The organism is Pseudomonas sp. PMCC200344 (assembly GCF_030053095.1).
Classification (GTDB): domain Bacteria; phylum Pseudomonadota; class Gammaproteobacteria; order Pseudomonadales; family Pseudomonadaceae; genus Aquipseudomonas; species Aquipseudomonas svalbardensis.
Genome location: NZ_CP125618.1, coordinates 363,431 through 377,402, shown reverse-complemented (window position 1 = coordinate 377,402; position 13,972 = coordinate 363,431). Strand labels below are relative to the sequence as shown.

8 protein-coding genes are annotated in these 13,972 nt (G+C 59.7%); 1 reads left to right on the top strand and 7 read right to left on the bottom strand.

The window, feature by feature from the left end; translation table 11 throughout:
• Nucleotides 1–91 precede the first annotated feature (91 nt).
• From QFW87_RS01750 to QFW87_RS01730, 5 genes are all read right to left on the bottom strand, one after another.
• Nucleotides 92–694, bottom strand: coding sequence for a DUF924 family protein (locus QFW87_RS01750; RefSeq protein WP_283182583.1), 603 nt, complete (start codon nt 692–694; stop codon nt 92–94).
• Nucleotides 695–697: 3 nt separating this feature from the next.
• Nucleotides 698–1,708: a class 1 fructose-bisphosphatase gene (locus QFW87_RS01745; RefSeq protein ID WP_283182582.1), complete on the bottom strand. Its 1,011-nt coding sequence runs from the start codon at nt 1,706–1,708 to the stop codon at nt 698–700.
• Between the two features lie 159 nt (nt 1,709–1,867).
• A complete protein-coding gene (locus QFW87_RS01740) occupies nt 1,868–3,241 on the bottom strand; it encodes a DUF3999 domain-containing protein (RefSeq protein ID WP_283189671.1) in 1,374 nt (457 codons plus the stop codon).
• A complete protein-coding gene (locus QFW87_RS01735; protein ID WP_283189670.1) occupies nt 3,238–6,825 on the bottom strand; it encodes a DUF2339 domain-containing protein in 3,588 nt (1,195 codons plus the stop codon). The genes QFW87_RS01740 and QFW87_RS01735 overlap by 4 nt, the downstream gene beginning before the upstream one ends.
• Before the next feature lie 102 nt (nt 6,826–6,927).
• Nucleotides 6,928–9,378, bottom strand: coding sequence for a glycogen/starch/alpha-glucan phosphorylase (locus tag QFW87_RS01730; RefSeq protein WP_283182579.1), 2,451 nt, complete (start codon nt 9,376–9,378; stop codon nt 6,928–6,930).
• A gap of 254 nt (nt 9,379–9,632) precedes the next feature.
• Between QFW87_RS01730 and QFW87_RS01725 the strand changes: the two genes are divergently transcribed.
• The gene (locus QFW87_RS01725; RefSeq protein ID WP_008149447.1) at nt 9,633–10,076 is read left to right on the top strand and encodes a YkgJ family cysteine cluster protein; all 444 of its coding nucleotides are present in this window, start codon (nt 9,633–9,635) and stop codon (nt 10,074–10,076) included.
• A 243-nt stretch (nt 10,077–10,319) separates the two neighbouring features.
• On the opposite strand, the gene typA is transcribed toward QFW87_RS01725, so the two are convergent.
• Entirely contained in the window at nt 10,320–12,140 is a 1,821-nt protein-coding gene (typA, locus tag QFW87_RS01720; RefSeq protein WP_283182578.1) for a translational GTPase TypA, read from the bottom strand.
• Nucleotides 12,141–12,279: 139 nt separating this feature from the next.
• Nucleotides 12,280–13,734, bottom strand: a complete 1,455-nt coding sequence (thiI, locus tag QFW87_RS01715; RefSeq protein ID WP_283189669.1) for a tRNA uracil 4-sulfurtransferase ThiI — start codon at nt 13,732–13,734, stop codon at nt 12,280–12,282.
• Between the last annotated feature and the right edge of the window lie 238 nt (nt 13,735–13,972).

The window sequence follows — 13,972 nt, the reverse complement described above, 5'->3', positions numbered from 1 at the left end:
CCGGCTCGCTCCCACACTTGATTTGTGTCATGCACAAATCCCCTGTGGGAGCGAGCCTGCTCGCGATGGCGACATCAGGAACAACAAAGAATCAGAACCTGGATCCAGGCCCTGAAAGAAACTCCAACTCCTCAGCCGTAGACTCCCTTCCCAACACCGCATTGCGATGCGGAAACCGTCCAAACCGCGCAATCACTTTCTGATGCCGCTCGGCATAATCCAGGTTATCGGCAAACACCGCCCGATCACCCTCAGGTTGCTGCGCCACCAACTCGATAAATCGTGAAACCGCTTCGTTCTGCACCGCCAGATTCTCGCAATGCTCAAACACCAGATAGATGAATACACGCTGAATCGGCCGCAACTGCCGATCGAAATCCGCAGCAATACCTTGCGCTACCAGTGCCTGAGCCCTGAGATCGCCTGAAAAGGATTTGGGAGTGTCACGAAAGATCATTCGCGGGAGTTGATCGAGCAGCAGCACCAGAGCCAGCCAACCTTCAGGGCGTTGCGCCCACTCGGTCAATCCGCCGGCCAGTGCTTGCTCGACCCAGTCCCCGAAACGCGTGCGCGCTTCGAGGTCCTGGCTGTCGCGCTTGCCGAACCATAACTTGCCCTTGTCAGCCGCTATTTCGTTGGGGGATTCGAGCGTTCCGAACCACCATTCGAGCAACGGCTGCCAGGGCGCGGTCATGGTTTATTCCTTGTGGTAAGCCGTGACGCGTGCGACTTCTTCTTTCGAGCCGAGGAACACCGCTACGCGCTGGTGCAGGCCTTCCGGTTGAATGTCGAGGATGCGCTGGTGACCATCGGTTGAAGCGCCGCCGGCCTGTTCAACCAGGAACGACATCGGGTTGGCTTCGTACATCAGACGCAGCTTGCCCGGCTTGGACGGCTCGCGGCTGTCGCGTGGGTACATGAACAAGCCACCACGGGTCAGGATGCGGTGCACGTCCGCGACCATCGCGGCGACCCAGCGCATGTTGTAGTTCTTTTTCAGCGGGCCTTCTTCGCCAGCCAGCAATTCGCCGACGTAGCGTTGTACCGGAGCTTCCCAGTGACGCTGATTGGACGCGTTGATCGCGAATTCCTGAGTGGACTCCGGGATCTTGATGTCTTCATGGGTCAGTACGAAGCTGCCCATTTCGCGGTCCAGGGTGAAGCCTTTTACGCCATCGCCCAAGGTCAGTACCAGCATGGTCTGCGGGCCGTAGATGGCATAACCGGCGGCTACCTGCTCGGTGCCTGGCTGCAGGAAGGCCTTTTCGTTCAAGGCTTCGTTCTGGCTCAGGTATTCGCTCGGGCAACGCAGCACCGAGAAGATAGTACCGACCGGCGCGTTGATATCGATGTTCGACGAACCGTCCAGCGGGTCGAATACCAGCAAGTACGCGCCTTTCGGGTATTTGCCCGGAATCTGGTAGGCATTGTCCATTTCTTCGGACGCCATGCCGGCCAGGTGACCGCCCCATTCGTTGGCTTCGAGCAGGATCTCGTTGGAGATCACGTCGAGTTTTTTCTGCACTTCGCCTTGGACGTTTTCGGTGCCCATGCTGCCCAGAACACCACCGAGGGCGCCTTTGGACACGGCGTGGCTGATTTCCTTGCAGGCGCGCGCCACCACTTCGATCAGGAAACGCAGATCGGCAGGGGTGTTGTTGCTACGGGTCTGCTCAATCAAATAGCGACTCAGGGTAACGCGGGACATGGAAGGCTCCGGTGGAATGGGGGGCTAAAAACCCGCGCAGTTTAACGCGAGTCGGGGCGCATTTCCTCCTATCAGACGTGTTACACCCAATAGAGTTCATGCGCCCGGTTGAGCGTAGATCGAAACCGCCCGGATGTGCACCGGGCGTTGCTGCCAGTTTCAAGGTTTGACTGGTGGCTTGCGCAACAGACTGAACGCCATCGCGCCCAGAAACAAAACACTGAGCAGCAACACCGCCCACAACCCGAACTTCTTCCAGTTTGTGTCCATCGTCGCAGCCGTTGTCACTGTTGACGCTGGCGTGGCCACCGCCCCGCCTTCCACCGTAGCCTTGCCCAATGTCGCCAACTTTGCAGCGCTGTAATCCGGAATCAACGTCGACAGCGGCAGGTTCGCCGCCTTCACCGTGGCACTTCCCAGCGCGAGCGTATAAGGCCCTGCTCCGCGCGCCAGGAACACCAATTGAATGGAGCGCACGGCGAACCGCACAGTCGGTGCCTCGACACCCAAGCCGCCGCCGCGCTCGTCCACCGTCAGCTTCAACTGCTGCACGGTTTGCCCCGACAGCTGCAATTCGTTCTGCACCACGTCCTGGCCACTCTGGGTCAGGCGATAGAGCAAACCGCTGCTCAGCGGCTGCCACGGCAGGCTGCTTTCCCGACGACCGGACAATGTCACGGGCGCCAAACTGTTGGGCTGACTCAACTCGACTTGCAAGCGCTCGACATTCAGCCCCATGGGTAATTGCCAGGTGTATTCACCGGCCTTTACGCTGCTGCCAGCCAGCGGTTGCGACCAGACAAGCGGTAGCGGCAGGCTGCGGGTCTTGGCGCTTTGCAGTTGCGCCGAAGTCAACGTCGGGGCCGATTGCGGCGTGTTCCACAGCAAGCGCAGATAACGGGCCGATTGCCCCGGCAAGGCGACTTCATGCTGCTCGACCCGCTCGTCGGCGAACGTCAGGCGTGCCACCTGCCCTTCGCCCCACGACTGCCAATGCTGCAGGTCGTCGCTGGCTTCGATGGTGAAACGCTGGAAGCCATCGCGTTCGCTGGTCCAGTCGAGAATCAACTGCTGCAACGGTGCTTTGATGGCGCTGGCGTCAAGCAACCAACCGCGCAGCATTTCTTCGCCCGCCTCCAGCTGACTGGACGGTTGCACTTCGACCAGCGTGCCGTTGGCGCTCGATTGCACCCGCACGCTCGGTGCGTGCTCGGTGGAGTCCGCCGAGTTGTACAGCGGGAACCACTTCACGTTGGTCAGGGTACGGTTGTCGCTGGTCTGCGCCGGCGCGCGCGCCAAGGAATACGCCTGAGCCTCACCGGCGGCATTGAACACGCGCACATCGCTGAGATCGGTTTGTCGCGCATTCAATTGCACGCTCAACGGCAATTCGAGGCGATACCACGGACCTTCGCCACTGACCGGCAACGGCACCTGCGTGGCGAAGTCCGCCAATTTTTCCTGAGCACTGGCCGACAGCGCCACACCCAGCGCAACAGCGCCCAACCAGACACGGTTCAGCTTCTGACTCAAGACGACACTCCTTCGGTTTGCGGGGCCGGTTTTTCAGCCTCCGGCACAGCATCAAAGCGCTTGGGCGGCAACGGGGCGAAATAGCCCACCACCAACAGCAACACGCCAACGCCGATAAACGAGACGATCCGGGCGAGTCCGCCGCGGTTACTCAATTCGACAAAGAACAGTTTGGCCACCACCACACCAATCAGCGCCGCACCGATCAGCCAGACTTCGCGGCGATGACGCAGATGGCCGCCAATCATCAGACTCAGGGCCATCAAGGTCCAGACGATGGACAGACCGGCCTGCACCCGCATGGAATCGAGCAACGCATCCAACTCAAACGGCACACCGCCCCAATGGTGGGCAGTGCGCATCACCAGCGCAGTAAAGAACACAAACAGCGAGGCGCCAGCGATCAGTTGCGTGGCGTGATCAAAGTAGTCCTTGCGGATCGCCAGTTGCGTCACGGCGCTGCGAGACCAGACATAAACGCCGAACAGCGCAAACAGCAGACCCAACTCCAGTGGGTTGATCAGCGGCACGTAAGGCAACGGCTCGGCGGTGCCGTCGCTGACGACGTTCGCCAGCCAGAACCAGCCGAGCATCAGCAACGCCAGCGGTGCCGCCGTGTATAAACGGTATTCGCGGGCATAAGCCGACACCGGCCACGGCCAGGCACGGGGTGCCGCCATCAGCACCAAATACACGCTCGGCAGAATCGCCCATCCCAACCAGCGCCAGGCGTTGTACTGCTCGGACAACAGCAACAGGCCGTAACGCAGCTCCAGGGCCAACACACCAATCAATAGCCAACAGCCGAGCACGTGCGCGGTACTGAGGGTGCGCTCCGGCAACATCGACGCCAGACGCCGCAGAGAGATGAAGTGCACAACGAACACGGCCGCCCACACCAGCCAACCGACGTTGGCCGCCGGGTGATAACGCGAGTGCCACGCAGCCAGCAACACCAAACCGGCCGCAGGAATCAGCAAGGTGCAGAGCAAGCCCAGCGATGGCCATTTCAGGCGCAGCGCCAAGATTGTCCACAGCGCCACGCTCACTGCCGCGACGGCCAGCAACAACGTCGCTTGCAGAGTCAACGGTGCGAAGCGCAGTACTTCACTCACCCACGCCAGCGCCCACCAACCCGCGCCCCACACCAGCAAAACTTCGGACAAACGCTGCAAGCTCAGCACATCGAAGGCCGAAGCATGATTGCCGAGCTGCAAGCGCCAAGCGCCAACCATCGCAGCCAGACCCAACACCAGCGGCGTCCAGAAACCGCTATGAGCCAGAGGCTTCAATCCTTCGCTCGCAAGCGGTCCGAGCCAATCAGGCCCGGCCATCAGGAACGCCGCGCCGCCAATCACCTGCAACAGCAGACCGAAGACAAAACTCACGCGCTGCTTCAGGTACAGACTGAGCCAGATAATGAACAGACCACTGGCCGCCCATACCGCACTCGCCGTTTGCCAAGGCAGGACGAACAGCACCGCCAGATTGATCAACACCAGACCGGCCAGCAGCACCACCGACAAGCCGCGCAGCAATCGCACGTCGCTTCGGACCATCTCATCGCGCGCCGCCAGCAACATGCCAGCAATCAGCGCCAGGCCGATCAACGACGCGCTCAGCAAACCGTTCCAACCCGCGTTGAACACAGCGCCGGACTCACCGCTCGAACCCTGCAGCCGCAGCAGGAACAACGCACCGCCGAGCAACTGCACGGCGAATGCGGTGAACAGGAACGTGCGCGATTGCAGACGCAAGCCAACAAACAACGTCGCCAACCCCGCCAGCGCCCAACTGATCGCCGTGCCGTGAGTGAAGAAGAACAACGGCGCCAGCAGATAGAGGAAGGTCAGACCGAGGCAAGCCAATACCGGCAGCCCTTTGCGCTCCCATTCCGACGTCTGCTCGGGCAAGGCTTTGCGCAACTGGTAGAAGCTGAACAACAACGCCACGCCAAGCATCAACGCACCGAGCGGCGCACCGTCGAGCAGGCTGCTTTCACCGATCCGCAGTTCGCTGATGAACGCCAGCGCCGAGCCCAGTTGCAGCAGCAAGGCAAAGGCTCTGGCCAGCGGTCGTTGCTGACGCAAGCCGAGCCAGAAGATGCCGGCGCCTTCGACGGCCCAGGCAGCAGCGGTCCAGCGCGCATCGAGCCCCAACGGAATCGCCAGGCTGGCGAAGATCACCCCCAGCGCCAGACAGGTTTCCGCCAGCAGCAATGCCCGTCCACCCATCAGCCGCCGCGCCAGGCCCATATAAATCATGCCCAACGCCAACGCGCTGAAGGCTGCGGCGAATTCCAAGTGCTGCACCAATGCGAACTGCAAGCCGAAACCCACTAACGGAGGACCGAACAGCATCGTGCCGTCGACGTAATCGCCCTTGCGCGCCGACCAGTGCAGCAGCGCTTCACGACTGTCGTCCTCGGGTGCGTCGCTCATTTCCAGCAACTTGCGCCGAGCGAACAACAGACCGATGGCCAGGTACATCAGGAAAAACACAATCAGGAACGGCTCGGTGCTCCACAACAACTCCGGCGTATAGGAGCGCAGGCCCCAGGCGAAGCCGATGCCGAAGGTGCCAACGAAGCCGATCAGGTTGAGCAGCCGCCAGGCCTTGAACCAGGCGATCGCAAGGATGCCGGCGTTAAGCAAGGCGAAATAGCTGAACAGCGCGACATGGTTGCCAGCACCGGTGGAGGTCAGGGTTGGCGCCGCGAAACCACCGAGTGCCGCAGCGGCAGCCAGGCCCAAAGCATCCTGGGTGATGGCGAGGATCGCCGAGAACACCGTCACCGCGACCAGCAGACCTAACGCCGCCGTAGGATCGAGCAGCGGATGCAGGCGCATCGCAGCAAACACGGTCAGGTACAACACCGCGATCCCGGTGCCTTGCAGCATCAACGCGTAATGGCTGTTGCGTGTTCTAAGCCACCAACCCAGCCCCAGAAGACCCAATGCCGCCGCCGCAACACCGGCGTAACGCAACTCGATCGGCACCACCATGCCTTCGGTGGCGTAACGCAACAGGAAGGCCAGGCCGAGAAACAACAGCACCACACCGACCCGCAGCACGGTGTTGCCGCCGAACAGCCAGTTGCGGGCGCCACTGATGGCGCGGTCGATGAAGTTCGGGCCGCGCGGGATGGCGGGTTGTTGTGGTTCGCGGGCGACCGGTTCGGGTTTCCAGGCATCGACGGGCACTGGACGGCTGCTTTCGGCGGCGGCCGCGGTGATCGGTTCCAGTTCGGGAGGGAGTTCCCAGATCAGCTCCGGGGCCTCGGCAGGGATTTCGTCGAGAGTGAATTCGGGAGGTGCAGCGGCTTCGCTGGCAACTGGCTCAAGGGTTTGCGGCGCCTTGACGTCTGACACCTCCAGCAATGCCAGACGTTGCTCGACCGCATTCAGCGTCACCTGCGCCTGTTCAAGCAGCCGGCGCTGCTGGTCAGCTTGTGAACCCAAGCGGCCAATGCGAATGGCCTGGCCAATACCCAACCCGAGCAGCCCGCCCAGTAGCGCATCACTGAAAGACTCGTCGAGTACCCAGCCCAGCACCAGCCCAATCAGCATGAACATCCATTGCATGGTCGATATCCCTAAGCGCAGTGGCCAATCCGGCAAACTGACGCTCAGTATATCGGCCAGGCCCAACAACCGTCGGGCCTTGCTCGCAATTATTGCTAAAAGTTACTCCAACGCTTTCCAGATATCCGTGGCGTACTCGCGAATGGTCCGGTCGGACGAGAACCAGCCCATCCGGGAGGTGCTCAACACCGCTGAACGCCACCATTCCTTCGAATCGTGCCAATGGGCTTCAACCCGCATCTGCGCGTCCCAGTAAGAGTCGAAATCGGCGCAGACCAGGAAGCGATCGTAGTCGATCAGCGAATCGATCAATCCTGTGTAACGGGAAGGATCATCCGGCGAGAACACCCCGCCGCGAATCGCTTGCAGCACGTCATTGAGCCGGTGGGATGCCGCAATATCCGGCGTCGCGTTGAACTCATGGTTCTGCTTGCGCGCTTCAACCTGCTGAGCGCTGAGGCCGAAGATGAACATGTGTTCGACGCCAATGCGTTCGCACATTTCGACGTTGGCCCCGTCCATGGTGCCGATGGTCAGCGCGCCGTTCAGGCCGAACTTCATGTTGCTGGTGCCCGAGGCTTCGAAGCCGGCGGTGGAAATCTGCTCCGACAAATCCGCTGCCGGAATGATGCTCTCCGCCAGACTGACGTTGTAGTTGGGCAAGAACACCACTTTGAGCAAACCGCGTACCGTCGGGTCGTTGTTCACCACCCGAGCGATGTCGTTGGTCAGTTTGATGATCAGCTTGGCCTGGTGATAACTGGCCGCCGCCTTACCGGCGAAGATCTTCACCCGCGGCACCCAATCGATTTCCGGCTCGGCGCGAATCGCCTGATACAGCGCAACGGTGTGCAACAGGTTAAGCAACTGACGTTTGTATTCGTGGATCCGCTTGACCTGCACGTCAAACATCGCCGCCGGGTTGACCGCCACGCCAAGTCGCTCGTGAATGATGTACGCCAAGGCTTTCTTGCTGTGCAGCCGCTGTTCGGCGAACGCCTTGCGGAACGCGGCTTTCTCGGCGAACGGTTCCAAGCCGAGCAAACGTTCTTCTGGGTTGTCCAGCAGATCCGGGCCGAGGGCATCGACCATCATCGCGGTCAACTCCGGGTTGGCCTGGTAGAGCCAGCGGCGGAACGTGATGCCGTTGGTCTTGTTGTTGATCCGGTCCGGGTAGAGTTTGTGCAGTTCGGAGAACACCGTTTTGCGCATCAGCTGCGTGTGCAGGCCGGATACGCCGTTGACGCTGTGGGAGCCAAGGAACGCCAGGTTGCCCATGCGCACGCGACGACCGTTGTCTTCTTCGATCAGCGATACCGCGCGCAGCACCTCGAAGTCATGGATACCCTTGGCCCGCAGCGAATCGATGTGCTGGGCGTTGATCAAGTAAATGATCTGCATGTGCCGCGGCAGCATCCGCTCCATCAAACCGACTGGCCAGGTTTCCAGCGCTTCCGGCAGCAGCGTGTGGTTGGTGTAGGACAGCGTGTCGACGGTGACTTGCCACGCTGCATCCCACGCGACGTCATAGACATCGACCAGTTGCCGCATCAGCTCGGCCACGGCAATCGAAGGGTGGGTGTCGTTGAGCTGGATCGCGGCATGATCGCCCAGGGTCAGGACCGAGGTGTGCATGTTGCGATGGCGGCGCAGCAAATCCTGCAAGGACGCGGCGACGAAGAAATATTCCTGACGCAGGCGCAGTTCCTGGCCGGCTTCGGTGCTGTCCGCCGGGTAGAGCACCCGGGAAATACTTTCGGCCCGGGCGACTTCCGCTACGGCGCCCAAGTGGTCGCCGGCGTTGAAGCGTTCCAGGTGCAAATCTTCCATGGCCCGAGCGCGCCACAGGCGCAGCGTGTTGACGCTCGCCCCGCGCCAGCCAACGACCGGCGTGTCATACGCAATCGCGCGAACGGTTTCTGCTGGCGTCCAGACTTGCTTGGACTTGCCCGCTTCGTCGGTGACGGTTTCGACACTGCCGCCGAAACCGATCGGGTAAACGACCTCTGGTCGTTCGAACTCCCAAGGGTTACCGAAATCCAGCCAGTGTTCGGTCTGTTCCTGTTGCCAGCCGTCGACGATGGCCTGGCGGAACAAGCCGTGTTCGTAACGAATGCCGTAACCGTGGCCGGCGATTCCGAGGGTCGACATGCTTTCCATGAAGCACGCGGCCAGACGACCGAGGCCGCCGTTGCCCAGCGCTGCGTCGGGTTCCAGCAAGCGGATGCGCTCAAGGTCGACGCCAAGTTCAGTCAGGGCCTCGCGGGCGACGTCCAGCAGGCCAAGGTTGCTCAGGCTGTCGTAGAGCAGACGGCCAATCAGAAATTCGAGGGAGAGGTAATAAACCCGCTTTTGACCTTTGCGGTAGATCTGCCGGGTGTGGTCCATCCAGTGCTCGACCATGTGATCGCGCGCCGCCAGGGCAATGGCTTCGAACCAGTCGTGGTCGAAGGCGTGATCCGGGTCTTTGCCCACCGCATAGGTGAGTTTGGTCAAGACGGCGTCGCGGAATGCGGCCACCTCTGCTTCGCGAACAAGTGGTTCTTGAGTCATCGATAGGACCTCGAGCGAGCGTGGAGTAGTTGAGCCTAGACGGTCTGACAGGCCGTTGGAACTCTGGTTCGGCAGTTTTTCCCGTTAGAGTGAGATAGATCGACATTACCTTGTCGCGCATCGGAAATAATGCAGGGGCCGTGCCGGGTTACAGGTGTTATTGGGCGGCACACGAAAAAATCTGGCGAAAGGTTGTTCAAAAATCCACCAGTCCCGGTATGATCGCGCGCCCTGATGCACGCTGGTAACAACCGATGATGAAGTCCAACCTGATCGCCGCCGCGGAGATCGATCGCCTCGATACCTGGGCCAAGTACTCCGCCCCGATGTGTGGTTCGTGCGTTTCCAGCTGCTGCACCCTGCCGGTCGAGGTCAAGATCAAGGATCTGATCCGTATCGGCATCGTCGATGAGTTCGAGCGCGGCGAGCCGCCGAAGAACATCGCCAAGCGCCTGCAGAAGGAAGGGATCGTCGAGCGTTACAACCAGAAGTCCGAGATATTCACCCTTCAGCGCATGAGCAACAACGATTGCCTGTACCTGGATCGTAAGAGCCGTCTGTGCACTATTTATGAAAAGCGCCCCGATACTTGCCGCAACCACCCGAAAATCGGGCCGCGGCCGGGGTATTGCGCTTACAAACCGAAAGAAGTGGCGCGCGAGACCAGCGAGAGCCGTCGGACCCTCGAGAAGTTTTAACCCTACCTCGATCCCCGTAGCAGCTGTCGAGCCCCAGCGAGGCTGCGCAGCAGTCGTAAACTCTGTGAATGCGGTGCACATGAATCACCGAGGCGCACGGTTTAACGACTGCTGCGCAGCCGAACGCAGCCTCGCTGGAGCTCGACAGCTACAGAGACGAACGAGTTGCTACAGCCAGACAAACAAAAACGCCCCCGACCTTGCGGTCGGGGGCGTTTTTTTAGCTGCTAACTAAGTCGAAACTCAGTTACCGGCTTTCTTGGCAGCGCGGGTACGCTCGCTTTCGCCCAGGATCTTCTTACGAAGACGGATGGACTTAGGAGTGACTTCGCACAGTTCGTCTTCTTGCACGAACTCAAGAGCTTGTTCCAGGGTGAAACGGATAGGCGGAACCAGAGCGATGGTTTCGTCTTTACCCGAAGCACGCATGTTGTCGAGCTTCTTGCCTTTGGTTGGGTTAACGCCCAGGTCGTTGTCGCGGCTGTTGATGCCGACGATTTGACCTTCGTACACGTCTTCACCGTGACCCAGGAACAGTTTGCCGCGAGCTTGCAGGGTTTCCAGCGAGTAAGTCAGAGCCTTACCGGTAGCAACCGAAACCAGCACGCCGTTCTGACGGCCGGACATGTCGCCGGACTTCATCACGTCGTAACGATCGAAGATCGAGGTCAGGATGCCTGCACCGGAGGTCAGGGTCAGGAACTCGTTACGGAAACCGATCAAGCCACGAGCCGGGATGTTGTACTCAAGGCGCACACGGCCCTTGCCATCCGGAACCATGTTGGTCAGGTCGCCTTTACGGATACCGATCTGTTCCATGATCGAACCTTGCGATTCTTCTGGCAGGTCGATGGTCACGTTTTCGTACGGTTCGTGCTTGACGCCGTCAACCATGCGGATGATCACTTCCGGACGACCAACACCCATTTCGAAGCCTTCGCGACGCATGGTTTCGATCAGTACCGAGAGGTGCAACTCACCACGGCCGGAGACTTTGAACTTGTCGGCGGTGTCGCCTTCTTCAACGCGCAGAGCAACGTTGTAGAGCAGTTCTTTGTCCAGACGTTCCTTGATGTTACGGCTGGTGACGAACTTGCCTTCACGACCGCAGAACGGCGAGTCGTTAACCTGGAAGGTCATGGAAACAGTTGGTTCGTCAACGGTCAGCGGCTTCATCGCTTCGACGTTCAGTGGGTCGCACAGAGTGTCGGAGATGAACAGCTGGTCGAAGCCGCTGATGCAGACGATGTCGCCGGCAGCTGCTTCGTCAACGTCGATACGGTGCAGACCGTGGTGACCCATCAGCTTCAGGATACGACCGTTACGGCGCTTGCCGTCGGCGTCGATAGCCACAACTTGAGTGTTCGGCTTGACGCGACCACGGGCGATACGGCCAACGCCGATAACACCCAGGAAGCTGTTGTAGTCCAGTGCCGAGATTTGCATCTGGAACGGACCGTCACGGTCAACTTGTGGAGCCGGTACGTGGTCAATGATCGCCTGGTACAGCGGGGTCATGTCTTCAGCCATGTCGGTGTGTTCCAGACCGGCAATGCCGTTCAGGGCCGAGGCGTAGACAACTTTGAAGTCCAGCTGTTCTTCGGTAGCACCGAGGTTGTCGAACAGGTCGAAGATCTGGTCCAGAACCCAGTCCGGACGCGCGCCTGGACGGTCAACCTTGTTGATGACCACGATTGGACGCAGGCCGGCTTCGAAAGCCTTCTTGGTCACGAAACGGGTTTGCGGCATAGGGCCGTCTTGAGCGTCAACCAGCAGCAGAACGGAGTCAACCATCGACATTACGCGTTCAACTTCGCCGCCGAAGTCGGCGTGGCCCGGGGTGTCCACGATGTTGATGTGGTGGCCGTTCCAGTTGATGGCGGTGTTTTTCGCCAGAATGGTAATACCGCGTTCTTTCTCCTGGTCGTTGGAGTCCATCACGCGCTCGTCGTTGAGCTCGTTGCGCTCCAGGGTGCCGGATTGACGCAAGAGTTTGTCTACCAGGGTGGTTTTACCATGGTCAACGTGAGCAATGATGGCGATGTTGCGTAGATTTTCGATCACTTGTGTATCTCGATCAGAGGATTCGGTGTGCTGACAAGTCTTGGCAGCGATTAACAGTAGAGTCCGGCAAAGCCGTTACAGCTTGACGGCGGCGTCGGGGGGCCGGTGACGCAGGCCACAGGCAAACAGCCCCGGGCTCTTAGCTCGGTCGATAAACGCGCACATTGGCATGCCCCTCACTGAGCAAATGGTGGGCATGCAGGCGACTCATCACGCCTTTGTCGCAATACAGCAGGTACTGGCGAGTAGGGTCCAGTTCCTTGAAACGAGCGTTCAATGCATAAAACGGCATCGCTTGTACCTCGATGCCAGCCAAGCCCAGCGGGTCATCTTCAGCGGCATCCGGGTGACGGATGTCGATAACGATCTGACCAGCCAGCGCTTCGCTGACTTCTTCAATCTGCAAGTCCTGGCCCAATTCGTCGATCACGCGATCGATCGGCACCAGTTTGGCGTTCTCGAGCGCACGCTCAAGCACTGCCATGTCGAACTGTTGTTCTTCGTACTCCACGCGCGGACGCTTGGCGTGGGTCTTGGGGTTCACCGAGATGACCCCGCAGTATTCCGGCATGTGCTTGGCGAAGTCGGCAGTACCGATTTCGTTGGCCAGGTCGATGATGTCCTGCTTGTGACTGGCGATCAGCGGACGCAAGACCAGCTTGTCGGTCACGCAGTCGATCACGGACAGGTTCGGCAGCGTCTGGCTCGACACCTGGGAAATCGCTTCGCCGGTGACCAGCGCATCGATGTCCAGCCGATCGGCAATACGGGAAGCAGCGCGCAACATCATACGCTTCAAAACTACGCCCATATGACTGTTATCGACTTTCCCGAGAATTTCTCCCAGTACTTCCTCGAACGGCACACTCACAAATAACACGCGCTGGGAGCTGCCGTACTTCTTCCAGATGAAGTGCGCGACTTCCATAACGCCCAGTTCATGGGCTCGTCCGCCCAGATTGAAGAAGCAGAAATGGCTCATCAGCCCACGGCGCATGATCTGGTAAGCAGCAACAGTGGAATCGAAACCGCCGGACATCAGCACAAGTGTCTGTTCCAGGGCACCCAGCGGATAACCGCCGATGCTGTTGTGCTGGCTGTGGATCACGAACAACCGTTTGTCGCGAATTTCGAGGCGAACTTCGATTGCAGGCGTTTTCAGCGAGATTCCGGCGGCGCCGCACTGACGACGCAGTTGGCTGCCGACGTATTTCTCGACGTCCATCGAACTGAATTCATGCTTGCCGGCACGCTTGCAGCGCACCGAAAAGATCTTCCCGGCCAACGCGTCACCGAAGTGCTGCTTGCACTTGGCGACGATGTCGTCGAAGTCGCCCAGCGGGTATTCGTCGACTTGCAGGAAATGCGCGATGCCCGGCATGCAGCTCAGGCGCTCGGTCATGTCCTTCAGGGCTTTGGGCTCGCTGACGCGGGTTTCCAGCTCGAGATTGTCCCACACACCGTTCACCACCACAGCCGGGTCCAGATCGCGGAGCACGGTACGGATGTTTTTGGCCAACTGGCGGATGAAACGCATCCGTACCGGGCGGCTCTTGATGGTGATCTCGGGGAAGACTTTTACGATTAGTTTCATGAAAACAGCGCGCGCTGGGCCAGCCGAAAAAGGGGGGCGCGGATTATAGCGGAAATTGTTCAAGGTTTAACCAGTTAATGTGCAGAAGGTTTTGCGCGCACCAAAACAGGTCATTTGTTGAATTTAACGCTACATTACGGGGCGCGATTTTCAGTAATGCGCTGCTTTGTTCCTTTATAAGCGTGAAATTGGGGCAAAAAACCCATGGTGGGGCACTGGCATGCAATTTGCTCCCTTG